The sequence below is a fragment of the Brevibacterium sp. HMSC22B09 genome (assembly GCF_001806795.1).
Taxonomy (GTDB): domain Bacteria; phylum Actinomycetota; class Actinomycetes; order Actinomycetales; family Brevibacteriaceae; genus Brevibacterium; species Brevibacterium ravenspurgense.
Map to the genome: position 1 here is coordinate 96914 of NZ_KV786025.1, position 23001 is coordinate 119914.

The 23001-nt window shown below is 62.4% G+C and carries 21 protein-coding genes; 15 read left to right on the plus strand and 6 right to left on the minus strand.

All coding sequences use genetic code 11. From position 1 onward, the window contains the following. Genes HMPREF3087_RS08325 through HMPREF3087_RS08335 form a run of 3 tightly spaced genes read right to left on the minus strand, consistent with a single transcriptional unit; the run spans window position 1 to window position 2941 of the window. Window positions 1-861, minus strand: a complete 861-nt coding sequence (locus HMPREF3087_RS08325; protein ID WP_083272108.1) for an ABC transporter permease — start codon at window positions 859-861, stop codon at window positions 1-3. Then, window positions 849-1805 (minus strand): ABC transporter permease, encoded by a 957-nt coding sequence (locus tag HMPREF3087_RS08330; protein ID WP_256173078.1) that lies wholly within the window; start codon window positions 1803-1805, stop codon window positions 849-851. Before HMPREF3087_RS08330 ends, HMPREF3087_RS08325 begins: the two co-directional genes overlap by 13 nt. Then, a complete protein-coding gene (locus HMPREF3087_RS08335) occupies window positions 1802-2941 on the minus strand; it encodes an ABC transporter substrate-binding protein (RefSeq protein ID WP_070428765.1) in 1140 nt (379 codons plus the stop codon). Before HMPREF3087_RS08335 ends, HMPREF3087_RS08330 begins: the two co-directional genes overlap by 4 nt. 224 nt (window positions 2942-3165) lie before the next feature. On the opposite strand from HMPREF3087_RS08335, the gene HMPREF3087_RS08340 reads away from it, so the two are divergent. From HMPREF3087_RS08340 to HMPREF3087_RS08350, 3 genes are all read left to right on the plus strand, one after another. Next, window positions 3166-3948 (plus strand): GntR family transcriptional regulator, encoded by a 783-nt coding sequence (locus HMPREF3087_RS08340; RefSeq protein ID WP_070428766.1) that lies wholly within the window; start codon window positions 3166-3168, stop codon window positions 3946-3948. 242 nt (window positions 3949-4190) lie between these two features. After that, window positions 4191-5849 (plus strand): SulP family inorganic anion transporter, encoded by a 1659-nt coding sequence (locus tag HMPREF3087_RS08345; RefSeq protein ID WP_070428767.1) that lies wholly within the window; start codon window positions 4191-4193, stop codon window positions 5847-5849. Between the two features lie 147 nt (window positions 5850-5996). Continuing rightward, complete coding sequence (locus HMPREF3087_RS08350) at window positions 5997-6779, plus strand: hypothetical protein (protein ID WP_070428768.1); 783 nt, start codon at window positions 5997-5999, stop codon at window positions 6777-6779. Here the strand turns inward: HMPREF3087_RS08350 and HMPREF3087_RS08355 are convergent. Beyond that, window positions 6686-8224 carry a helix-turn-helix transcriptional regulator gene (locus HMPREF3087_RS08355; protein ID WP_070428769.1) on the minus strand — a complete coding sequence of 513 codons (1539 nt, stop codon included), beginning with the start codon at window positions 8222-8224 and terminating at the stop codon, window positions 6686-6688. The genes HMPREF3087_RS08350 and HMPREF3087_RS08355 overlap by 94 nt on opposite strands. A gap of 225 nt (window positions 8225-8449) precedes the next feature. Between HMPREF3087_RS08355 and aceA the strand changes: the two genes are divergently transcribed. Both aceA and HMPREF3087_RS08365 read left to right on the plus strand, forming a co-directional pair. Next, on the plus strand, window positions 8450-9724 hold the full coding sequence (gene aceA, locus HMPREF3087_RS08360) for an isocitrate lyase (RefSeq protein WP_061944696.1): 1275 nt from the start codon (window positions 8450-8452) through the stop codon (window positions 9722-9724). A 112-nt stretch (window positions 9725-9836) separates the two neighbouring features. Continuing rightward, window positions 9837-11489, plus strand: coding sequence for an aldolase/citrate lyase/malate synthase family protein (locus HMPREF3087_RS08365; protein ID WP_070428770.1), 1653 nt, complete (start codon window positions 9837-9839; stop codon window positions 11487-11489). A 126-nt stretch (window positions 11490-11615) separates the two neighbouring features. Here the strand turns inward: HMPREF3087_RS08365 and purB are convergent, their stop codons facing one another. Then, window positions 11616-13049, minus strand: a complete 1434-nt coding sequence (gene purB, locus HMPREF3087_RS08370; RefSeq protein ID WP_070428771.1) for an adenylosuccinate lyase — start codon at window positions 13047-13049, stop codon at window positions 11616-11618. 114 nt (window positions 13050-13163) lie between these two features. Continuing rightward, window positions 13164-14987, minus strand: coding sequence for a DNA helicase RecQ (gene recQ, locus HMPREF3087_RS08375; protein WP_070428772.1), 1824 nt, complete (start codon window positions 14985-14987; stop codon window positions 13164-13166). 141 nt (window positions 14988-15128) lie between these two features. On the opposite strand from recQ, the gene HMPREF3087_RS08380 reads away from it, so the two are divergent. The 10 genes from HMPREF3087_RS08380 to HMPREF3087_RS08425 all read left to right on the plus strand — a co-directional run bounded on the left by HMPREF3087_RS08380 (window position 15129) and on the right by HMPREF3087_RS08425 (window position 22445). Then, entirely contained in the window at window positions 15129-15338 is a 210-nt protein-coding gene (locus HMPREF3087_RS08380; RefSeq protein ID WP_141738911.1) for a hypothetical protein, read from the plus strand. Then, window positions 15335-15970, plus strand: a complete 636-nt coding sequence (locus HMPREF3087_RS08385) for a hypothetical protein (protein WP_070428774.1) — start codon at window positions 15335-15337, stop codon at window positions 15968-15970. The genes HMPREF3087_RS08380 and HMPREF3087_RS08385 overlap by 4 nt, the downstream gene beginning before the upstream one ends. Next, the gene (locus HMPREF3087_RS08390) at window positions 15967-17373 is read left to right on the plus strand and encodes a PGAP1-like alpha/beta domain-containing protein (RefSeq protein WP_070428775.1); all 1407 of its coding nucleotides are present in this window, start codon (window positions 15967-15969) and stop codon (window positions 17371-17373) included. Before HMPREF3087_RS08385 ends, HMPREF3087_RS08390 begins: the two co-directional genes overlap by 4 nt. A 146-nt stretch (window positions 17374-17519) precedes the next feature. Next, entirely contained in the window at window positions 17520-18668 is a 1149-nt protein-coding gene (pdhA, locus tag HMPREF3087_RS08395) for a pyruvate dehydrogenase (acetyl-transferring) E1 component subunit alpha (RefSeq protein ID WP_070428776.1), read from the plus strand. Window positions 18669-18700: 32 nt separating this feature from the next. Then, window positions 18701-19666, plus strand: coding sequence for an alpha-ketoacid dehydrogenase subunit beta (locus HMPREF3087_RS08400; RefSeq protein WP_061944974.1), 966 nt, complete (start codon window positions 18701-18703; stop codon window positions 19664-19666). 8 nt (window positions 19667-19674) lie between these two features. Continuing rightward, window positions 19675-21012 carry a dihydrolipoamide acetyltransferase family protein gene (locus HMPREF3087_RS08405; protein ID WP_070428777.1) on the plus strand — a complete coding sequence of 446 codons (1338 nt, stop codon included), beginning with the start codon at window positions 19675-19677 and terminating at the stop codon, window positions 21010-21012. A gap of 374 nt (window positions 21013-21386) precedes the next feature. Then, complete coding sequence (gene rpmB / locus HMPREF3087_RS08410) at window positions 21387-21623, plus strand: 50S ribosomal protein L28 (RefSeq protein WP_019174295.1); 237 nt, start codon at window positions 21387-21389, stop codon at window positions 21621-21623. Continuing rightward, window positions 21623-21790, plus strand: coding sequence for a 50S ribosomal protein L33 (gene rpmG / locus HMPREF3087_RS08415; RefSeq protein WP_019174296.1), 168 nt, complete (start codon window positions 21623-21625; stop codon window positions 21788-21790). The genes rpmB and rpmG overlap by 1 nt, the downstream gene beginning before the upstream one ends. A 6-nt stretch (window positions 21791-21796) precedes the next feature. Further along, window positions 21797-22102 carry a 30S ribosomal protein S14 gene (rpsN, locus tag HMPREF3087_RS08420; RefSeq protein ID WP_019174297.1) on the plus strand — a complete coding sequence of 102 codons (306 nt, stop codon included), beginning with the start codon at window positions 21797-21799 and terminating at the stop codon, window positions 22100-22102. 58 nt (window positions 22103-22160) lie between these two features. Continuing rightward, a complete protein-coding gene (locus tag HMPREF3087_RS08425; protein ID WP_019174298.1) occupies window positions 22161-22445 on the plus strand; it encodes an HU family DNA-binding protein in 285 nt (94 codons plus the stop codon). Window positions 22446-23001 lie beyond the last annotated feature (556 nt).

Consider the following 23001-nt stretch of genomic DNA (forward strand, 5'->3'; position numbering starts at 1 on the left):
TCAATCCCGGGTGCGGTTTGCCTTGGCTGTTGCAAAGGTGGCGATCAACATGAGGGCCCATGTAATGAGGTTCAACAGCACTGCGATTGCGATTGAGGAACGGAACTGGGTTGAGGACACGGTGTAGAGCCATACCGGTACTGTTTGCTGGCTCAGCGTTGCAGCGATCGTGAATTCGCCGAAGCACAGTGCGGTGGCGAAGAACACCGAAAACAGAATGGAGCCCCGCATGTTGGGCAGCACCACACGCCAGATGGTTCCCCACATGCTGGAACCGAGCACTTGAGAACCTTCCACTATTGCTTTCAGCGGAATGGTTCGAAGGCCTGCATCGATAGAGCGGAAAGTAAACGGCAGACACAAAACAACGTATGTTCCCACCAGGATCAGCGGAAGGTCCTGGTTCTGCAGGAACTGGCTGATGGCATTGGGAGTGCTGCCGCGCCCCTGCTGTGCACCCCACCGAAGGATTGCTACAACGCCGGCGACCAGCGCGATGGGTGGGACCACCAGCGGGAGCGTGCACAGAATTTCAAGTACGGTGCGCAGGCGTGGGGCCCACAGGTGGACCGCGACAACAGCTGGAACGAGTGCTGCAATGAGCACAGCGATTGTGACAGCCGTAATGAGCAGTGTGCGAACAATCGCGCTGGAGAGTTTCGCGTCAGAACCCAGCACGTGGAACGCATCGAGCGAAAAGCTGCCGCCGGGAAACACTGCAAACGCAATCGAGCAGATCAGCGGGATGATCACGTAGGCCGCAACTGCCAAGACCGGCAGCCAGCGTCCCCAGCTGAGTGCGCGGACGGCCGAGAATCTTGGCGTCGATGCGGGAGCTGGGGCTTGCGTCATGCTAGCCATTTCTCACTCCTCCTTTGCAGGCGAGAAAAGAGGAACAGGGTGATGATCGCAATGACGATCATGGAAACACCGAGAGCCATTGCCGCAGCTTCGCCGCCGCTTGAGGTTCCCGAACTCAGCTGTGATGCAATGTTCAGCGGGATCAGCTGGAAACCGCCAGATCCCAAAAGAACTGCCGCACAGGCGTGGGTGGCGTAGGCGGAGCCGAAAAGCAGCACCCATCCGCCCAACAGCGCGGGCAGCGAAACGGGGATGCCCACTCGGCGCCAGTAGGTCCAGGGGCTTCCGCCCAAGGATGTGTTGGCTTCGGCCCATTCGCGGCGAAGCCCACGGAAAGTTGGCAACGTCACCATGATCATGGTGGGAATCAGAAATGACTGATACATAGCCACGAGCCCCTGCCATGAATACAGTGTGAAACCGATTTTCTCTAGCCCGAGCGCTGCGAAAATGACGCCGCTGTTGCCCAGTGTCACGATGAACGAAAACGCCAGTGGTGCGCCACCATCATTTGCCAGGACAGAGGAAAACACGGCGGTGATGGAGTCCAGCCGCTTTGACTTGATCTGTGCAATGCACAGTGCGGTAATTGAACCCACAACAGCAGCGATCAGCGAACCGACTCCGGATACAAGCGCCGAGTTGAGAAATGCACTGCGGTGAGCATCGAATAATCCAGCGAAGTTTCCCAGCCCAAAGTGTGTTGAGCCGTCAGTTTTCACGGTGAACGCAAGCACCGTCATCACGACAATCGGCAGCACGAAGAAGGCTGCGATGATGAGTGCCAAGGGTGCAAGGGACGTCGCAGCTGGTGACTTCAATGCCTTGAGGATTTTGGTCAGTCGGCTGTGCGAGGCGCTGCGGGGTTGGTCAGCATCGGGTGCTTCGGGTGTGTGCCCGATGCTGACCTCATCCGCAGCGGCCGCGGCTATTGTCTGCGTCACTGCATCGCCTTAGGCCACTCGGCTTCGACCACTTTCTGGTTCGCGGCACGTTCTTCAAGCGTTGGCATAGGAGCGGTGATTTCGGGGTCTTCGCCCGGAAGAGCGTCAACAGCTTCCTGGTCTGCCGTGCCTTCATCAAGCATGGAGCTCAGGCGGACCGGGGTGACGTAGCCCTTCATCAGAAGGTTCTGGCCTTCGTCGGAGAACAGGAATTCGTAGAACAGGCGTGCGGTCGCCGGGTGCGGTGCGTCGGCGTTGATCGATGCAGCGTAGAACGACGACACGGTGCCATCAGACGGTTCGATGATCTTCAGTTCGTGGCCGTTGGATTCTTTGAGGTCTTCAGCAATCGGTTTGAGCAGGTAGTCCCAGTTGATGACGATCGGGGTTTCGCCCGTTTCGATGGTTCCGGCATTTGCTTCAGCGGGCAGGTAGTTGCCGTTCTTCTTCAGCTCTGCGAAGAAGTCCAGGCCCGGCTGGATGCTGTCAACACTGCCGCCGTTGGCGACGGCTGCTGCGTGGACTGCCATGAATCCAGCCTCAGCGGTTGTAGGGTTTCCGGTAATGGCAACTTTGCCTTTGTATTCGGGCTTCTTAAGGTCTGCGAAGGATTCTGGGCAGTTGTCAACGGCGTTGGCGTCACAGCCGATAGCCATGGTCCCGCCCAGGTGGTTGATCCACGTGCCGTTTTCGCCGATGTACTGCTTGTCGATGGTATCGATCGTTTCGGGTGCGTACTGTGCCAGCAGTCCGTCTTCGTCAGCGGTCTGCGCGAAGCTCATGCCGGTGTCCAGGTAGTCAAGGGAATCGTCCTGGCCCTTGCGGTTGACTACTGCGTTGATGAGGTCCTGGGAGCTTCCGGTTGAGGTGTCGTTGTTGATTTCGATGTCGTACTTTTCAGAGAACGCTTCAAGCAGTTCGCCGTAGTTTGCCCAGTCTTCGTAGAGTCCCATGGCGTTGAATGCGCCTTCAGCTTTGGCATCTTCGATGAGTTTGTCCATGCCGCCGCCGTCGGCTGCTGACGTTGCGTCGCGCCATCCTTCTGTGGCTGTTGCTCCAGATTCGCCGCAGGCCGACAGAACGAGTGAACCGGCTGCCAGGCCTGCAGCCAGAAACGTGAGGGTTCGTTTTTTCACGGAAGCTCTCCTTCACTGTACGTAGTGGGGTTGTGAACGCCAAGATCAATATCACTAGTGAAGTTCGCGTTTCGGTGTATAAGTTCACTAGTGAGGATGAATTAAAGATGAACTTTGGATCTGCTGCGCCGTTCTTCGTGCCAACTTGGTGATGTTCAGACAGACAATGGTTGTGACAGATTCCAAATTATGGATGCGTGGCGAGCACGCGTAGGAGGCGCAAGGTGACCGAACCGAGTTCCGGTGCCGCGGCGTCGAAGGACTTTGCTTTTGAGCAGATTGCTGAAGCGCTGAAGGCGGACATCCTTTCGGGTGAGTACGCCGTGGGGGATTCACTGCCATCTGAAAAGGCTTTGAGCGAACGGTTCAATGTGTCGCCTGGCACGGTTCGCGTTGCGGTTAACCAGCTGGTGACAGAAGGCATTGTTGATGGGACTCGCGGCCGACGTAAGCGAGTGGTGAAGAAGCCCCGTCCGATGGCATCGTTCTCCGAGTTCCATTCCTTTGCCCAGTGGGCATGGAAGGCGGGGCACCAGCCGGGTGGACTGGTGGTGTCAATGCAGTGGCAGATAGCCGATGCTTCAGACGAACAGCTGCTGAAAGTCGCTCAAGGCCAGCGCGTGCTTTCTGTTGTGCGTCAGCGTCTGCTTGATGGCGAGAACGTCATGCTGGAGCAAACGCATTACCCGGAGTGGCTTGGCCAGATCATTACGTCATTGCCGGACAACGCCAGTTCGGTGACCAGGCTTTTGGCGGATGAGCACGGTGTGCGCTTCAGCCATGCAGAACACAGGTTTGGTGCAGAATCTGCAGATGCTGCGACCGCCAAGCTGTTGGGTGTGGCTGAGGGTGCCGCCCTTCTTGTCCATCGACGAGTGACCCGCGATCCTTCCGGGCGTCGTTTGGAGTGGTCAATCGACAAGTACATTGCGGGCAAGGTCATGGTTTCAGTTGGAAACTCGTGGCACTCCAATCCGCTGCAGTGGATCACACCGGAGGGCGATTAGGCCGCCGAAACCATCGACGACTGGCCCCACCACCAGGCGCGCTACCAGCAGGCCCGCACCCGGCCGTGAAAGAAGACCGAGCCATCTGGCGCCTCGTGGTTTTCTACCGCACATCACGAGGTGCCTGCCCGGTCCGCCTATAAACTCCAGGTGAGGGTCCCTCACCAGGGCCCTCAGTGGATTCGACGCGCGGATACAGTGCAGACACGCGGATTCAACATGCAGGCACAAGGAGCAGATTCATGGGACAGCGGGCAGAAGCAGCGGCAAAGCGATTGACGCGTCTGTCCCCACGCCTGTCTGACTACGCTGAGCTGCGCTCCAGTTGGCTGCGCGACATCATGGCCGGCATCACCGTCGGCATTGTTGCGATCCCCTTGGCACTCGCCTTCGCAATTGCCAGTGGAGCACCCGCCGAAATGGGGCTCATCACCGGGGTGGTGGCAGGTTTTGTCGCCGCAATCTTCGGCGGTTCCCACGTGCAGGTGTCCGGCCCGACCGGTGCCATGGTCGTCATCCTCCTGCCGATCGCCACCGAATTCGGCTATCAGGCACTGCCGATTGTGGCCATCATGGGCGGAATCCTGGTGATCGCCGCCGCCGTGCTCAAACTGGGTCGCGTGGTCGCCTTCATCCCGTGGCCCGTCATCGAGGGCTTTACGCTGGGCATCGCGATCATCATCTTCATGCAGCAAGTGCCCGCGGCCCTGGGGTCAGAGCCGGGAGAGTCGACGAACGCCATCATCGCGGCCGTCCAATCCTTCGCCCACATCAACACCACCCAGATGCTGTGGTCGCTGGCCATGGTCGCCGTCGTGGCCATCATCATGGTCGGGTCAACCCGCCTGCACGAACGTCTGCCCGGTTCGATCCTCGCGATCATCGCGGTAGCGGTCATTGCTCAGGTTGCCGAGGCGCCTCTCGCCGTGATCGGGGAACTGCCCACATCACTTCCCGCACCGAGTGCGCCGGACGCTGATCTTGCGCTGCTGCAAGCACTCATCGGGCCTGCATTCGCGGTTGCAGCACTCACCGCCATCGAATCCCTGCTGTCAGCCCGCGTGGCCTCCGGCATGACATCGGCCGGAGCCTATGACGGTGACCGTGAACTGCTCGGCCAGGGCTTGGCCGGGGTTGCTTCCGGCTTCTTCGGCGGCATGCCCGCCACCGGTGCCATCGCCCGCACCGCCGTGAACGTCCGCGCGGGAGCACGCACCCGCCTGGCCGCCATCGTCCACGCACTGTTCCTCGCCGGGGTCGTCTACCTGGCCTCAGGGTTGGTCAGCCAGATCCCGATGGTCGCGCTCGCCGGTGTTCTGCTGGTGACAGCCGTCAACATGGTCGACTACCACAACGCCGGCAAGATCATCCGAAGCAGCCGGCAGGACGCGTTCATCTTCGCCCTGACAGCACTCATCACGGTGTCCTTCGACCTGATCTTCGCAGTGCTCATCGGCATTGCGGTCACCGCAGTCTTCGCACTGCGCGCCCTGTCGAAAACCGCTGCCGTGGAACACGAAGAGATTCCCGAACCCCACCAGCCGGAAGACAAGCACATTGCGATCGTCCGCTTCGACGGTGCGCTGTACTTCGGCATCGGCGACCGCATCCTCACCGCTGTCGAAGCAATTGAGGGCATCAACGACGTTGACGTCGTCATCCTCAAACTGTCCCAGCTGCGGTTCATGGACTCTTCTGGCGCTCGCGTGCTCGCCGAACTCATCAAAGTCTTCGGCAGGCGCAAGATCACCGTGATCGTCAAGGGTCTGCAAGAACGGCACAAACACCTGGCGACCTCGACTGGCGTCCTGTCATCACTGCGCGAAGACGACTACATCATCGCGTCACTGCCGGACGCTGTAGCTCAGGCTCGCGAAATCGTCGCCGCAAAACGCGGCTGACTCGCCGCTTGCAGGTTAAGCTGAGCGAATCTGACTTCGGCAGCACAGGAGCGCCGAGGCCGCTGAGAAACGCCGCTGAGAAGCGCAGCTTGAGTGCAGGGAAGCACCGAACCAGAGCTGCGCTCCCCGGTATGGAAAGGGAAATCAATGCGTGATTCGAGTAGAAAGCCCGGTGGCTCACTGTGGCTTGTTTCCGGGGCTCTGTTTGTCATTGCGGCAAGCATCAACGGCTTCAGTGATGGGCTCCTCGACGTTGTTTCCTACCGATTCGCCCTTATCGGAACTGCCGTGTTCGCAGCGGCAGGTCTCGCAATGGTCCTCGCCGCACCGGGGCAGCAGCACGGCCAATCCTCGCGACGCAAGGGCGCGCTCATCGGCTTAGGATTGTCCGCGGTTATCGGCAGTGTCCTTGTGCTGCTTGACACCAGCGCAGAGAAGGCGCTGTTCGGCGAATTTCCCGGCTTCCTCATGCTGGTGGCCCTGCCGGCACTCATCATTGCAGCAGCAATCTGCCTGGCCGCAGCCTTGTCTGCCGAAGCTTCGGCCTGGCTTCTGTGCGCGATTCTCTATGCTGCAGTGCTTGCCGTGACTGTGTTCGGGGTCTTCCTCGAAGGCATCCTCAACAACAATGTGGCCTTCCCTGCCTCCCAGATCCTGGCGCTGCTGCTTATGACCGCGGCGCTCACGTGCGCCCTGCGCGCCCGTGAACTGAGCGGCTGCGCGCAGCCGTGGAAGCTGTTCACCCTGTTTGCAGTGCTGTCACTGCCGACGCTCATGTCGATCTTCTCTCTGCCCATCACAGCCTATGGCGGCCCCGGGCAGTTCTACGACTTCACTTACCTCGACGTGATCCTTTGGTCCATCGGCGCGCTTGCATTGTTCGCATTGATTGCCGTGTCCGTCGGCGCGTGGCGCTCGAGGAAGGCGTAGACCTCGGTGCGGTCAACACCGGGGAACGCTCCCGGTGGGACCGCGGCAAGGAGCGAGGCGTGGGTTCGGGCTGCCGGCCACGAGGCGTCTTCCCACTTGGCACTGAGCTGTTCAGGGGGCTGCGAACAGCAGCTGGGGTCCGGGCACTTCGATACCGACCGGTGGGGCGTTTCCTGCCCCATGAACCACTTGACGTGGGCAAACGGCACGCCGACGCTGATCGAGTACTCACCTCCGGGCAGCACTCGAGCGGTGCACCAGAAGGTTCCCTCCGGGGTGTCCGTGTACTGAAAATACGGGCTGAAACGGTCTTCCACCCGGTACACGGCACGCGATGTGAACCGCTTGCACGCAAACTGCCCTTCGACAGAGCCCAGTGGGTCCTGGGGGAAGGGGAGCCCATCATTTGAGTACGCCTTGTGGATGGTTCCCGTCTTGGCGACCTTCATGAAGTGCACCGGAAGATCCAGGTGGCGCGTGGCCAAGTTCGTGAACCTGTGCGCGGCCGTTTCGTAGGACACCGAAAAACGGTCGCGCAGCTCCTCAATAGAAATACGCCGGTTTTTCTTGTCGTTCTGCAGCTGTTCAACGGCTGATTTTTCTGGCACGAGCAGCGCTGCGGCCAGATAATTCACTTCGACGCGCTGGCGGAGGAAATCCTGGAAGTTTTTCGGCGGCGTGTGGCCAAGCACGTGCGACGCCAAAGCGGTCAGCACGTGGGAGCGCGGATCGCCCAGAGCTTGTGAATCGTTCGACAGGTACAGCCTCTTATTGCGCGTGTCCGACACTGACCGCGTGGACTCCGGGAGGTCTGGCACGTAGTGCAGGGAAAAGCCCAAGTGGTTGGCGATTGCGGCGGTCTGTGCCTGTGACAGGGGGCCGTCGCCCGACCCAATGGCGCCAAGCAGCTGTGCTGCGGCGGCTTCGATGTCCGGGAAATAGTTGTCTTGGGCGCGCATTTCTTCGCGCAGCACTCGGTTGGCTCGGCGAGCCTCCTCTGGTGTTGCGGCCCGCTGTTCCAAGACTGTCGCCAGGGCTCGCTGCAATGAGGCAATCGCCTGGAGTTCGTCATTGCCCAGTGATTTGGCCCGAACAGTCGGCAGGCCCAGGACGGAGTACAGCGAAGAATTCTGGCGGCGCTCAACTTCGAGTTCCAGCGCTGCGCGGGGATCAGCCGGGGTGGGGTTGAGGAGGTCGTCAACCGAAACATCCAGTGCGCTGGCCAAAGTGCCGAGCATGTCGAGGCTGGGTGCGCGTTTGCCGGTTTCAAAAGCGGAGATCTGCGATGCCGCGCGCCCCACGAGCGCACCCAGTTCCGCCATCGTCATCCCGGCCTGCCCGCGGTAGTGCCGCAGGTTGAGGCCAATGGACAGGGCGTCAGCTTCCGAACGGTCAGACTGGCTGGACCCGGTGGGCAGAAAACTGTTCTCAGGTGAGCTCGACATAGACCCAGTATCGCACCGAATGCAAAATAAGCCAGTAATTTCTATATGGCAGAAAAATGGCTGAAATTCTCTTGAAAAAGTCTTCCTGCGGCCTGGATCACAGAGAAAGATTGAATCCAACACCGGAACCGGCAGCACCGCCCAAGGCACAGCCACAACGGCACAGCCCCAGAGGCAACCGCTTCCCCGGTGCAACGGCTCACAACGGCTCATAAAGGAGAAACCATGACTGACCTGCACAACGCATCGGCAATCCAGAAGGACTGGGACGAAAACCCCCGCTGGAAGGGCATCGAACGCGACTACAGCGCTGAAGACGTCGTCAAGCTGCGCGGCTCGCTCATCGAAGAGCACACCATCGCCCGCCACGGTGCCGAACGCCTGTGGGAACTGGTCAACACGGAAGACTTCGTCAACGCACTCGGCGCGCTTACCGGTAACCAGGCCGTCCAGCAGGTCAAGGCAGGCCTGAAGGCCATCTACCTGTCCGGTTGGCAGGTTGCGGCTGACGCGAACCTCGCAGGTCAGACCTACCCCGACCAGTCGGTGTACCCGGCCAACTCGGTTCCCGCCGTTGTGCGCCGCATCAACAACGCCCTCATGCGCGCCGACCAGATCGAAACGGCTGACGGAAAGAAGACCGTCGAAGACTGGTTCGCTCCGATCGTCGCTGACGCTGAAGCAGGCTTCGGCGGCACGCTGAACGTGTACGAACTCATGCGCGGCATGATCAACGCCGGTGCTGCAGGCGTCCACTGGGAAGACCAGCTGGGCTCGGAAAAGAAGTGCGGCCACCTGGGCGGCAAGGTGCTTATCCCGACCGCACAGCACATCCGCACCCTCAACACGGCCCGTCTTGCAGCCGACGTCGAGAACGTGCCCTCGCTCATCATCGCCCGCACCGATGCGGAAGCAGCGACCCTCATCACCTCGGACGTTGACGAGCGCGACCAGCCCTACATCACGGGTGAGCGCACCGCGGAAGGCTTCTACCGTGTGAAGAACGGCATCGAGCCCTGCATTGCTCGCGCCAAGGCATTCGCTCCGTACTCCGACATGATCTGGATGGAGACCTCGACGCCTGACCTCGAAGTCGCCAAGCAGTTCGCCGAAGCCGTCAAGGCCGAGTACCCGGACCAGATGCTGTCCTACAACTGCTCGCCTTCGTTCAACTGGAAGAAGCACCTGGACGACTCCACGATCGCCAAGTTCCAGCGCGAACTCGGTGCGATGGGCTACAAGTTCCAGTTCATCACCCTGGCCGGCTTCCACGCGCTCAACTACTCGATGTTCGATCTGGCTCACGGCTACGCCCGCGAACAGATGAAGGCCTACGTCGAACTGCAGGAACGCGAATTCGGTTCGGAAGACCGCGGCTACACCGCAACCCGCCACCAGCGCGAGGTCGGTGTGGACTACTTCGACCAGGTTGCCAACATCATCAACCCGCAGTCTTCGACCACCGCAATGAAGGGCTCCACCGAGTCCGCTCAGTTCTGACCCACGTCAGAAGAACCCCTAGAACGTCGGCTCTGGCAGCCACGGAGGCAGCCAAGCCACAGCCCCTGCCAGGGCCGACGTCAACCCAGAAAAGGATCACACCGTGTCTCGCATGATTGTCCGCGGAACCCAGACTTCCGAGTTCGGCCGAGTGCTCTCCACTCCGGCTCTCGAGTTCGCTGCGGCTCTGCACAGTGAGTTCGAGACCGAACTGCGCACAGTGCTTCACGGTCGGCAGGTCTCCCGGTCGCGTTCAGACGTGGGTCGCCTGCCCGCCTCGGGGCAGCCGGTCTCGGTCCAGTCCGCCTCGGGAGAGTCCGACGAAGATCCTCGCACGATGCCGGGCTCCCGCGTTGTCGGTGCCGGTCAGGATGTCTGTTCCTCCCCAGACACCCCGGCTGGCAATGCCGACGCGGACGTCCCGCGCACCGCCGGGATCTCGGGCGACACCTCCCGTGGCACTGACAGCCGCAGCACCGGCTTTGTCGAGGTGGTTGCTCCTGCTCTGGGTCAGCAGATTTCCGACGCGCTGCGTTCGGGAGCACAGCTGTGGGTGGCTGACTTCCACACCGGTTTGAGCCACCGGTGGAGGAACGTCGTCACCGCTCAGCAGAACCTGAGGGCCGTTGTGCGGGGAGAGGCTTTCGCCGTCGATCCGCACAACGGTCACCGGGTAAGCATCCGCACTCGGCAGATGCCGAAGGTGAGCATCCGCCCGCGTGACCTCCACGCCCGCGAAGCTCACCTGGTGTGGGAGTCCGACTCCGGTCGGCGCGTCCGCTCAGTTGCCGGTCTGGTTGACTTCGGCCTGTTCTTCTTCCACAACGCAGCGGGCCTGTACATGCGCGGTGAACACCTGCGGGTGCACCTGCCGGGCATCGAAACCGCAGCGGAAGCCGCCCTGTGGAACAGCGTCTTCGCCTACGCGGAAGACCGCATGGGCTTTGAGCGCGGCTTCATCCGCGCCACCGTCCAGGTGGACACCTTCGGCGGTGCGTCCTTCCTTGAGGACATCCTCTTCGCCCTGCGCGAGCACTGCGAAACCGTCACAACCGGTGTGCGCGCCTACATGTCCTCGCTCATTTCCGCAGCCCGCGACTTCGCAGACATTTCGTTCGACGACTGGACGACGCTTAACTACGACGAACCGTCCGTCACCGCTCTGCTAGACCGCGCGGCAGCTCTCAGCGCAGCACACGGCGCCCTGTTCAGCGCTGAATACGACTCCACGCGGCCTGAGATGACTCGCATCCGCGTGGGCGACCCCGCCCTCGTCGAAGAAGCCCGCGAACTCCTGAACACCACCCGCGCCCACGTGGCCGCCGGCGAATCCCAGCCGACCACAGATCCTGGCCGCACCGCCCTCATCGTGGGCGCTCGCACCCCGAACATCAGCATCGACGATGTTCACGCCAACATCCGCCGCGTGCTCGGCTACACCGACACCTACCTGTCGGGGCTGGGCGAGTACCGCGAAGACGGCCGCATCATCGGCACCGCCGCGGCGGAACTGTCCCACAGTCAGCTGTGGCAGTGGCTGCGCAACAGCGTCGAGCTCACTGATGGCCGGACTTTCGACACGACGGTCTTCACGCGCGCTGTCGCGGAAGAACTCGCGGTTGTTCCGCTGCACGCCGCCGACTACTTCCACGAAATCGCCGACATGCTGCGCGAAACCGTCGACCACCCAGATTTCACGGAGTCTTTCGTGCGGCTGGCCTATGACCGCTTCCTCGTGGAGCGGGCCGCACGCCGGGCCTCGTGATCCGGTTCTCGCGCATGGAACCGAAACACACAGAACCGCACACACAGAAAAACTGACGAGGTGCCGCTCCAGGTGAGCGGCACCTCGTCAGTTTGTGCTGGGGTCAGCAGGGAGTGAGTGGAACGGTCAGCCGTTCTTCAGCGCGCTCCAGCGTTCGGCGTGGTCGGCGGCAAGCTGGCGGGCCTGACCGATGTACGTCTGCGGGCGCAGTTCCTTCAGACGCTCGGCGTCGTCTTCCGGCAGACCCAGGCCCGCAGTGAATTCCTGCAGGTCAGCCTGGCCGATGCGGTGGCCGCGCGTGAGCTCCTTGAGTTTTTCGTAGGGGTTTTCCATGCCGGGAACACCGCGCAGGTAGGCCGCGCGCATGACCGACTGGACGGCTTCGCCGAGCACTTCCCAGTTGCCTTCGAGGTCGGCGTTGAGCTCTTCCTGGTTGATGTCGAGCATCTTCAGGCCCTTGACCAGGTTGTTCATCGCCAGGATCGAGTGGCCGAACGCCACACCGATGTTGCGCTGCATGGTGGAGTCCGTCAGGTCGCGCTGCAGGCGGCTGGTGACAAGCGTGTCAGCCAGGGTGTCCAGCAGAGCGCAGGACACTTCGAGGTTCGCTTCTGCGTTCTCAAAGCGGATGGGGTTGACTTTGTGCGGCATCGTCGACGAACCGGTCGCACCCTCAACGGGAATCTGCTTGAAGTAGTTCATCGAAATGTAGGTCCAGAAGTCCGTCGCCAGGTTGTGGGCGATCCGGTTGAACCTGTCGATGTCGGAGTACAGCTCCGCCTGGAAGTCATGCGATTCGATCTGCGTGGTCAGCGGGTTGAACGTAAGCCCCAGGCGGTCTTCCACGAAGCTGCGGGCGATCTCCGGCCAGTCAGCGCCGGGAACCGCGACCGAGTGGGCTGCGTAGGTGCCGGTCGCACCGTTGATCTTGCCCAGGTAGACAGTGTCCTTGATCCGCTTGAACTGGCGGGCCAGGCGGTGTGCGGTCACCGCGATTTCCTTGCCCATGGTGGTCGGCGTGGCCGGCTGACCGTGCGTGTGGGCGAGCATCGGAACGTCCGCGAGTTCCTGCGCCATGTCCGTCAGCTGATCAATGAGCGCTTCAGCCCGCGGCAGCCACTGGTTCTCAACCGCGCCCTTGAGCCCCAGGGCGTAGGACAGGTTGTTGATGTCTTCGGACGTGCAGCAGAAGTGCACGAACTCGCGCAGATCATCCCCGCCCAGCTCAGCCAGACGGTCCTTGATGACGTACTCGACGGCCTTGACGTCATGCACCGTGACCTTCTCAATGTCCTTGAGCTTGGCAATCGTGTCAGCGTCAAAGTTCTCGACCAGACCGCGCAGGCCGGCCTTCTCTTCTTCCGTCACAGCGCGCACACCGTCGATCACACCGTTTTCAGACAGGTGGATCAGCCACTCCACTTCCACGTGGATGCGGTCGCGGTTGAGTGCGGCCTCAGACAGATAGTCGACGAGGCCCGCCGCATCGGCACGATAGCGGCCATCAAGCGGGCTCAGGGCAATAGCGGGGTCAAGATCAGCCAAAGTCACGCGAGTCATAGCCCCATCATCCCACGTCCGCTCCGGTGCGACAGCGCCGGAGCCCGAGAGGGGCAGCGGGGCGGGTGCGGTTCCTGCGGCGGGGCGGGTGCGGGCGGCCCCGCTCAGTTGAGTTCAGGCTCCGGTGACGATTTCCACGACCTCGGTTCCATACGCCTCGAGCTTTTTGTCGCCGACCCCGCTGACCTTCCGCAGAGCAGCCAGCGACTGCGGCTGGGCAATCGCAATGTGCATGAGCGCCGCATCCGGGAACACCACGTAGGCGGGGACACCTGAGTCTGCGGCGGTGGTCTTCCGCCAGGCGCGCAGCCGGTTGAAGATCTCCTCCTGGTCTTCTGTCAGGTGGTACTTCCGCACACTCCCTGACGAGGCGGAGCTCGCCTTGGTCTGCCTCTTCGGCTTGGCCAGTTCGACCCTGACCTCACCGCGCAGCACCGGGTCGGCAGAAGAATCGACCATGAACACGCCGTACTCGCCGACCGGCACGGTCCAGCCGCGGGCCGTGGTCTGCCTGAACACCGAACGCCACTGGGCTTCGCTCAGATCAGCGCCGATGCCCCACACCGACAGGCTCTTGTGGTCAGATTCGTCCGAGCGCGGATTGTTCTTGCCGCGCAGCACATCGATGATCTGCCCCGTGCCGAACCGCTGACCGCGCTCGCGCTCCAAGCGGATGATGGCCGACAGCAGCATCTGCACCGCCACCGTCGCATCCCACGCCTGCGGCGGATTAAGGCACGTATCGCAGTTGCCGCACGGGCCGGATTCCTCGCCGAAGTACTGCAGAATCTGCTGACGGCGGCACGTGAGCGACTCACACAGGGCCAGCATCGAATCCAAGTGCCGGCTCAAGTTCTGTCGGTGCTGCGGCGAACCCTCCGACTGACTGATCAGCCTGCGCTGAGCAACCACATCGCCCAAGCCGTACACCATCCACGCGGTCGCCGGCAGACCATCACGGCCAGCACGGCCCGTTTCCTGGTAATAGCCCTCAACGGACTTCGGCAGATCCACGTGGGCAACAAAGCGCACATCCGGTTTGTCAATGCCCATGCCGAACGCAATCGTGGCGACCATGACAACGCCGTCCTCCCGCAGGAATCGGGCCTGCCGGGCCGAACGCTCCTCCTGCGGCAAACCCGCGTGATACGCCATCGCATCAATTCCCTGCTCACACAGGTAATCCGCAAACTGCTCCGTCGACTTGCGCGACAGACAGTAGACAATGCCCGCCTCACCCGGATGCTCATCCTTGATCAGCTCCACCAGCTGCCGGCGCGGGGACGTCTTCTCCGCAATCCGGTACTGAATGTTCGGCCGATCAAAACTCGAAACAAAATGACGCGCCTCACCCATGGCCAACCGCCGCGTCAGTTCATCATGGGCAGCCGGGGCGGCGGTTGCCGTCAGTGCGACACGCGGCACGGCGGGAAAACGCTCATGCAGAACCGACAAACCCAGGTAGTCAGTCCGAAAATCATGACCCCACTGGGACACACAGTGCGCCTCATCAATGGCAAACAGCGAAACCTCTGTCTGTTCGAGGAGGCGCAGCGTCCTTTCCTGGACGAGCCTTTCGGGAGCCAAGTACAGAAGATCCAAAGCACCTGAGCGGAACCGGGCCTGCACCTCGTGAGCTTCTTCCGGGCTCAGGCTCGAATTGAGGTAGGCGGCCTTGACCCCGAGCGCTTCGAGGGCCACAACCTGGTCCTCCATGAGCGCGATGAGGGGCGAAATGACCACGCCGGTTCCGGGACGCACGAGGGCCGGAATCTGGTAGCACAGCGACTTCCCGCCGCCAGTGGGCATGAGGACTACCGCGTCACCGCCTGTGCATAGGTGGTTGATGATCTCCTCCTGCTGCCCCCGAAACGACGAATAGCCGAAGACGGAATCGAGAACTTCGGCAGGGGTTCGCTGTTCGGCAGTCACGGGCACACCCTATCCGTGTTGCCCGGGGGCGCGCGGCTGAGTGTCGACCGGCTGTGGACAACTGCGCGCTTGTCCACAGGGTGTCGCGGGCTCTGGTGGCTGTGTGCCGGCGGTGCAGAAGATCGGGCCATGGACGAACTGCACGCAATGATGAAGCAATGGGAAGCCGTCAGCGCCGAATGGGCAGGGTTGGCACGGGCTGTCGCCGCCGCCGACCCCGATTACTGGGAGGGCGCGGCCGCTGACGCCTTCCGCTGGCAGCTGCGGGAACGCGCACGAGCATGCTCTGAGGCTGAACGCATGGCGGGCGAGGTCGTGCTCGCCTTCGCCGAGCACGTCAGGCAGGTGGCGCCATGACGTGGCTCGATCTTGACCCTCGCGCTTTTGCCTATTTGCCGCCGGACCTCGTGGCGCTCCTGCCAACCGGGGTCGTGCCGACTCTGATGGAACCGGATCTTGGTGATCCAACTGACGAGGTGCCGGTTCCGGGGGAGGGGAGTGGCACCTCGGGTGCTGGTGGAGTGGGTGCTGGTGGGGAGGGCTCCCCTGGGGAGCCCGTCGACGGTGCCGAGCTTGCGTTCGCAGTGGCCTTCGCCTCGAGCCCCTTTGTCTTTTCCGCCTATGCGTGCGGGCCGCCGGGCATGCTTGTCATCAACGCTGTGTTCGATCCGGCAACCGCCGCGGTCATCGTGCGTCGGGACAGCGGTGATTTAGGCGCCGACGCTGTTCCGGCAGACCTGGGTGAGGCCGTGCGCGGCCGTCTGCTGCGGGGAACCTTCTGCGATCTGGGCGACCTTCCGCAGATATTCGGCGACATACTCGCCGCCGGCTACAGCGACGGCCGTTTCGCCGTGGGTGTGCTTACGCCTGAAGGCCAGCCGGGACATGTGTTTGAGCACGTCGAATTCACTGCCGCCGACCGTCCCGCTGCCACTGTCGCGGTTCTCGACGCAGCGCTCGCCGCGGCTTATGAATGGGTCGAATCATGAGGGTCATCGGAGGTGAGCGTGGATTCTCTGCCCGACTGGAAAATATTCGCAGTGCCGGAGGTGCGCTGGAAAGTCTGGGCGGAACCGTCGGAGACCTTGTACGGGCAACCCCACCGCCGCCGGGCGTGAGTTCACTGCTGGATTCGCCAGTGACGTGGGCGAAGGTTGAATACGCCTGCACTGCGTTCTTCATGCGCACGCGCGGGCTCAGTGACAGCATTACGAAGCTCGGCACGCAGGCGCTGCTGGCGGCAGCAGGCTATGAAACGGCGGATTCCGCGGCCCGAGCGGCGCAGCAGATCGGCAGTTGGGCCGCCGGCTGGGGACTGGGTGTCGCAGTGCGGGTGACAGCACCCCTATGGGCGGTGCCGGCGGTCATCGCAGCGCTGACAGCGGCCGGATGGATTGCGGTGGCCGACGGCCTCGTCACGCTTGCCACCGGCAACAGCCCCGAATTCGGCAAGAAGGCCATGGCAGCAGCCCGCGGGATCTTTGAACAGGCGCTGGCAAACAACACGAGCGCTTTCAGCAGAGTCCTCGATTCGGGACTTTCCGGTTTCGCCACCGGCCTGTTCGGATTGCCCCCGCTGCCTCCGATCATCGACGCGATGCGAGCCGGACCGCTCACGCGCTCTCTGGCCAGGACGGGCGAAGCCAGCGGAGCCTTCCCGACAGAACCGCCGGAGGTCCGCTCCTACAAGGCGACGCCCGGTGGGTCGCCGGGCTCCCTGTCAGGTCTTTACGAACGTGAAGTCGCTGCGCACTCCGGACGCGACAACGGCAGGGTTCGGGTGGACGCCGTGCGCGGGCCGGACGGGAAGAAGCGCTACATCGTGTATGTGCCCGCAACAACTGACTGGAGTGTTAAGGGAGGGCGCAACACAACGGACACCGCTACGAACGTGCAGACCATGGCCCAGCGCGAATCCGCCATGCGCCACGTGGTGAGGACGGCAATAAGGGAAAGCGGCATCGGGTCGGATGACGAAATCATGCTCGTCGGCTACTCGCAGGGCGGGATTGTTGCGGCATCGTTGGCCGCCGATCCCGAATTCCGCAAGCAGGCGAACGTGAGGCAGGTGGTCACGGTCGGCAGTCCCATCGGGCGCTTCGACGTCGGCAACACCAAGGTGCTGTCCATCGAACAGGACCGGGACGTGATTCCGGTACTCGACGGCACTGACAACCCAGACAAGCGCAGCTGGACCACCATCATCGCCGACTCCCCACCCGTCGACAGTCCGCTGGGTGCACACTCATCTGACGCGTACACTGAGGTCATCCGCGATCTCGAGAAGAGTCGACAGCCCGATGTTGTGCAGTTTTCGAAAGACAACCGTGATTTTCTGGACGGCACGGTCGAAGAGTCACGCGAATTCGAAGGGGTCCGGAAGGAAAAATAAGGCGCTTATCTTGGCATAGGTCGTCACTTCCGTTAGATTGTGTTCACAATGTGAAACGCATCACCGACGCCTAGGCGAACAGCCGAGCGCTCGGTTGGTATGGCAAAGAGGCCACAAGCCACTCGGCCACGACTAGAGGAGAAGCTATGACTTCGAATCTCGCAGGCAACACCAATACTGCACAAGATTCAGATCGTCCGATGATTCAGATGCTTTCGCCGGAAGGCAAGCGAGTTCGCTCCGGAGAGTACGATTCCTACGCCGCAGACCTCACTGGCGAGGACATGATGGAGTTCTACCGGGACATGGTGCTCATCCGTCGAGTAGACGCTGAGGGCAACGCCCTGCAGCGTCAGGGACAGCTGGGCCTGTGGGCACCGCTCAAAGGCCAGGAAGCCGCACAGATCGGACTGGGTCGCGCACTGCGCAAACAGGACTTCGTATTCCCCACCTACCGTGAACACGGTCTGGCATGGTGCCGCGGGGTTGAACCCGAAACGCTGCTCGGCATGTTCCGCGGCCAGCACCACGGCGGCTGGGACCCGCAGGAAAACCGCTTCCACACCTACACGATCGTCATCGGCTCGCAGGTTCTGCACGCCACCGGCTACGCCATGGGCGTGAAGTTCGACGGCGACGTCGCAACCGGCGACCTCGACCGCGACACCATCTCGGTCGCCTGCATGGGCGACGGTGCAACCAGCCAGGGCGACGTTTCGGAAGGCCTCAACTTCGCAGCGGTCTTCCACGCACCCGTCCTGTTCTTCATTCAGAACAACCAGTTCGCCATTTCGGAACCGAACTCCGCACAGATGGCAGCACCGCTGTTCAAGCGCGGAACAGGCTTCGGCGTGCCCGGTGTGCGCGTCGACGGCAACGATGTTCTGGCCATGTACTCCGTGGCGAAGGCCAGCGCCGACTCGATTCGCGCAGGCCTGGGCCCCATGCTGATCGAAGCGTTCACCTACCGCATGGGCGCACACACCACGGCTGACGACCCCACCAAGTACCGTTCAGACGCGCTGACGGAATCGTGGCTCGAAAAGGACCCGATCGACCGGGTTCGCCGCTTCCTGCACCACGAGGACTACGCCGACCAGAAGTTCTTCGATGAGATCGACGAAGAAGCGGATGCTCTCGCAGCCCGCATCCGCGCGGCCTGCATGGCCATGGAGCCTCCGGCACCGTCAGAAATGTTCGACTCCGTGTTCGCTGAAAAGCACCCCCTCATCGAAGCCGAACAGCGCGAGTACCTCGAATACCTCGACTCGTTCGCAGAGGAAGGTGCACTGTGACCGCAGCTTCCACCCTCGACTCGATCCAGAAGATGCCCCTGTCCAAGGGCATCACCGCGGGCCTTCGCAAGGCCATGGAAGAAGACTCCAAGGTCGTTCTCATCGGTGAGGACATCGGCAAGCTCGGCGGTGTCTTCCGTGTGACAGAAGGCATCCAGAAGGACTTCGGCGAACAGCGCGTCATCGACGCCCCACTGGCCGAATCCGGCATTGTCGGCACCGCAATCGGCATGGCCATCCGCGGCTACCGTCCGGTTGTCGAAATCCAGTTCGACGCGTTCGTCTTCCCGGCCTACGATCAGATCGTGACCCAGCTGGCGAAGCTCCACGCGCGCACCCGCGGAAAGCTCAATGTGCCGGTGGTCATCCGCATCCCCTACGGCGGCGGCATCGGCTCACCCGAACACCACTCGGAAAGCCCCGAAACGGTCTTCGCCCACCATGCCGGGCTCAAGATCATGACGCCGTCGAATGCGAACGACGCCTACTGGATGATCCAGGAAGCCATCAAGAGCCCCGATCCGGTTATCTTCTTCGAGCCCAAGCGCCAGTACTGGCTGCGCGGCGACGTCGACCTTGAGAACCCCGCCACCACCGCCTACAGCGCGCAGATCGCTCGCCCCGGCAAGGACTGCACGCTCGTGGCCTACGGTCCGCTCGTTCCGCAGGCGCTCGACGCCGCGGCCGCCGCTGCCGAAGAGGGCGTCGACCTCGAAGTCATCGACCTGCGCGGTCTCAACCCCATCGACTTCCCGGTCATCGAAGAGTCCGTGAAGAAGACGGGCCGCCTGGTAGTCGCCCACGAAGCACCCGTGTTCCTGGGTCTGGGGTCGGAAATCGCCGCACGGATCAGCGAACGCTGCTTCTACCACCTCGAAGCTCCCGTGCTGCGAGTCGGCGCACCGCACGCCCCGTACCCCGGTTCGAAGCTCGAACAGCACTATCTGCCCGACCTTGACCGCATTCTCGATGCCGTCGACCGCGCTATGGACTTCTAAGGAACCCAATGACAGACACATTTCTCCTGCCCGACCCGGGCGAGGGGCTGACCGAAGCTGACATCATTTCGTGGAAGGTCGCGGAGGGCGACACCGTCACGGTCAACCAGATCCTCGTCGAAATCGAAACCGCTAAATCGCTCGTCGAACTGCCCAGCCCGCACGCCGGTGTGATCGCCAAGCTGCTGGTAGAGGAAGGCCAGACCGTCGAAGTCGGCACGCCGATCCTCCAGTTCGAAGGCGATGGCTCCGCATCCGGTGACACTCCTGCAGCGGACGCTGCCGATGACAGCGCGGAAGATGAAGGCTCCGGCCCCAACCTCGTGGGCTACGGAACCACAGCGCAGTCCAAGCGCCGCCGTCCCCGCAAGGGACAGCAGGCCCAGCCGGAAGCTCCGGCGGCAGCGGCTCCCGCAGCTGAAGCCAAGCCCGCAGCCCAGCCAGAGCCCGCGGCCCCGGCCCGTGCCGGACACGCCCTGGCCAAGCCGCCCGTGCGCAAACTCGCAAAGGACAACGGCATCGACCTCGCCGATGTCCCCGCAACCGGCGAAGGCGGCATCGTCACCCGCGCCGACCTTATGAAGTACATGGAAAGCGGACAGGCGAACACCGCGGCCGCCCCGGCGACCGGCACCTCGGCAGCTGCTGCCGCACCGGGAACCGAAGAGCGCATCCCGTTCAAGGGCGTCACCAAGTTCATGGCGCAGGCCATGGTCGATTCGGCGTTCACCGCGCCGCACGTCACCGAGTTCCTCGACGTGGACATGACCGCCACGATGGAACTGGTGCGTCGCTTCAAGGCCTCCGGCGTTCTCGGCGATGTGAAGCTGTCGCCGCTGGCCGTTGTCGCAAAGGCTGTGACCTGGGCTGTTGCCCGCAACCCGCGGATCAACAGTTCGCTGGAAGGCGACGAAATCGTCGTCAAGCACTACGTCAACCTGGGCATCGCGGCAGCAACGCCGCGCGGCCTGGTCGTACCGAACATCAAGGACGCCCACGCGATGGGACTGGGTCAGCTTGCCGGAGAGATCCGCGAACTGGCACTCACCGCGCGCGAAGGCCGGACCACCCCGGCCGCGCAGACCGGCGGAACCATCACCATCACCAACGTCGGAGTCTTCGGCGTGGATGCCGGAACGCCCATCATCAACCCCGGCGAAGCCGCCATCCTCGCCTTCGGCCAGGTGCGCCAGCGCCCGTGGGTTGTCGACGGAGAAATCGTGCCGCGCGAAATCACCACGCTGGCAGTGTCTGCAGACCACAGGCTGGTCGACGGCGAGATCATCTCGAAGTTCCTCGCTGACGTGGGCCGCGCACTCGAAGACCCGGCGGTCATGCTGGCCTAAGGTGCGGTGCCGATGCGCCTCGGCTGTACCAGAGCTGCAGTCCGATTTGGCGCATCGGCGCGCATCGGTTTAGAATAATTCCCTGTTGTGGCCGAATTGTGCCCCAACGCGCTCACACAGCGATGCTGAGCACAGGCCCTTCTCTCACAGGCCTGACACACGCTGGTGAGACATCGTCGGAACTAGGGACTATCCACCCCGAAGGTTTCGCACAAGCCCTTCACCGGGCAAAGAGCAACCACCGCTGTGTTCACGTCGGCGCGAACGCCGACAGGGGAACGAGCCCGGTGGAACTGTGAAGATGTCTCGGCGGCTGCCCTCACGCACTTAATGCGAGGACAACGCCGCCGGCAGAAGTCAACTGGAGGAGAGTCATGGCAGCAGTCTGCCAGGTAACCGGGGCCACCCCTGGTTTTGGGAACAACGTCTCCCACTCGAACCGCCGCACCCGTCGTCGGTTCGACATCAACATTCAGAAGAAGCGCTACTACGTGCCGTCGTTGCGCCGCAAGGTCACGCTGACGGTTTCGACCCGCGGCATCAAGGTCATTGACGCGCGCGGCATTGACGCTGTGGTCAACGAGCTCATCGCTAAGGGAGTGAAGCTCTGATGGCAAAAGCACAGGACGTACGCCCCATCATCAAGCTGAAGTCAACGGCCGGAACCGGTTACACCTACGTGACCAAGAAGAACCGCCGCAACACCCCCGACCGCATCGTCATGAAGAAGTACGACCCAGTGGTCCGCAAGCACGTCGAATTCCGCGAGGAGCGCTGATAGTCAATGGCTAAGAAGTCTAAGATCGCACGCGAAAAGCAGCGCCAGGCCATCGTCGAGCGCTACGCTGAACGCCGCGCCGAACTCAAGCGTCAGCTGGTTCACCCCGATTCCACCGACGAACAGCGCGAGGAAGCACGCCTGGGTCTGCAGAAGCTGCCCCGCGATGCTTCGCCGGTCCGTCTGCGCAACCGCGACCAGGTTGACGGTCGTCCGCGCGGTTACCTCCGCAAGTTCGGTGTTTCCCGTGTTCGCTTCCGGGAAATGGCCCACAAGGGCGAGCTTCCCGGCGTTACCAAGTCGAGCTGGTAAGGTTTTTCCTGTTCGTCTCGGTTATACCGAAACCTAAGTCCTAGAGGAGGACGTTCTTATGGCTAAGAACCGCAGCGAGCTTGTCGCAGAAGTTGCAGACAAGTCCGGCCTGACCCAGAAGCAGGTCTCCGACGTTCTCGATGGTGTCTTCGACGCCTTCGCAGATGTCGTCAGCAAGGGCGAAAAGCTCACCATCCCGGGCTGGCTGTCCGTTGAGCGCACCGAACGTGCCGCTCGCAAGGGCCGCAACCCGCAGACCGGCGAGGAAATCCAGATTCCCGCTGGCTACTCCGTGAAGCTTTCGGCTGGTTCGAAGCTCAAGGCTGCTGCAGGCAAGCCCTGATCAAGCAGACTGAGGACTTCAACGTTCTTGAGCTCTGACCGCGGCGCTTAGGCGCAGCGGAGAGCACTCGCGAGGGGATCCCGACGTTTGTCGGGGTCCCCTCGTTTTTGTTCGTGCTGTTTGGGGTGGGTTTGGTGGGGTGGTTGCTGGTTTGTGTTGCTTGTGCGCTGGAGGGGCTGCTGGTGGGGCTGCTGGATTCCTGGGGTCATTTGGCGCTGGGGGCACCCGGCGGTCGGATTCTGCGCTTTAGGCACGGATCCACCCGTTAGCCGCAAGGGGACACCCGTTAGCCGGTTTCTGCGGCTTAGCAGTGACTGCTAACGGGAGTTTTTGTTGCTAAAGCGTGGCTGGCTGCTGGGAGTGGGACGAGGTGTCAGGTTGGGCTGGCTGCTGGGGAAGCGCCGAGGTGCCGGGTCGCGGAGGTGGTTGCTGGTGGTCAGGGGAGCGGCGCCTCGTGTTCGTGGTGGGAGGGGGCTTGTTGCTGGCCGCGGGCACCCGGTGGCCGGGATCTGGGCTTTAGCCACGAATCCACCCGTTAGCCGCAAGGGGACACCCG

Excerpts from the sequence above, each read along its gene's own strand:
- HMPREF3087_RS08325 (WP_083272108.1), bottom strand. The coding sequence starts at position 861 with ATGGCTAGCATGACGCAAGCCCCAGCTCCCGCATCGACGCCAAGATTC.
- HMPREF3087_RS08345 (WP_070428767.1), top strand. The coding sequence starts at position 4,191 with ATGGGACAGCGGGCAGAAGCAGCGGCAAAGCGATTGACGCGTCTGTCC.
- HMPREF3087_RS08350 (WP_070428768.1), top strand. The coding sequence starts at position 5,997 with ATGCGTGATTCGAGTAGAAAGCCCGGTGGCTCACTGTGGCTTGTTTCC.
- HMPREF3087_RS08355 (WP_070428769.1), bottom strand. The coding sequence starts at position 8,224 with ATGTCGAGCTCACCTGAGAACAGTTTTCTGCCCACCGGGTCCAGCCAG.
- aceA (WP_061944696.1), top strand. The coding sequence starts at position 8,450 with ATGACTGACCTGCACAACGCATCGGCAATCCAGAAGGACTGGGACGAA.
- HMPREF3087_RS08365 (WP_070428770.1), top strand. The coding sequence starts at position 9,837 with ATGATTGTCCGCGGAACCCAGACTTCCGAGTTCGGCCGAGTGCTCTCC.
- purB (WP_070428771.1), bottom strand. The coding sequence starts at position 13,049 with ATGACTCGCGTGACTTTGGCTGATCTTGACCCCGCTATTGCCCTGAGC.
- HMPREF3087_RS08380 (WP_141738911.1), top strand. The coding sequence starts at position 15,129 with ATGATGAAGCAATGGGAAGCCGTCAGCGCCGAATGGGCAGGGTTGGCA.
- HMPREF3087_RS08385 (WP_070428774.1), top strand. The coding sequence starts at position 15,335 with ATGACGTGGCTCGATCTTGACCCTCGCGCTTTTGCCTATTTGCCGCCG.
- HMPREF3087_RS08390 (WP_070428775.1), top strand. The coding sequence starts at position 15,967 with ATGAGGGTCATCGGAGGTGAGCGTGGATTCTCTGCCCGACTGGAAAAT.
- pdhA (WP_070428776.1), top strand. The coding sequence starts at position 17,520 with ATGACTTCGAATCTCGCAGGCAACACCAATACTGCACAAGATTCAGAT.
- HMPREF3087_RS08400 (WP_061944974.1), top strand. The coding sequence starts at position 18,701 with ATGCCCCTGTCCAAGGGCATCACCGCGGGCCTTCGCAAGGCCATGGAA.
- HMPREF3087_RS08405 (WP_070428777.1), top strand. The coding sequence starts at position 19,675 with ATGACAGACACATTTCTCCTGCCCGACCCGGGCGAGGGGCTGACCGAA.
- rpmB (WP_019174295.1), top strand. The coding sequence starts at position 21,387 with ATGGCAGCAGTCTGCCAGGTAACCGGGGCCACCCCTGGTTTTGGGAAC.
- rpmG (WP_019174296.1), top strand. The coding sequence starts at position 21,623 with ATGGCAAAAGCACAGGACGTACGCCCCATCATCAAGCTGAAGTCAACG.
- rpsN (WP_019174297.1), top strand. The coding sequence starts at position 21,797 with ATGGCTAAGAAGTCTAAGATCGCACGCGAAAAGCAGCGCCAGGCCATC.
- HMPREF3087_RS08425 (WP_019174298.1), top strand. The coding sequence starts at position 22,161 with ATGGCTAAGAACCGCAGCGAGCTTGTCGCAGAAGTTGCAGACAAGTCC.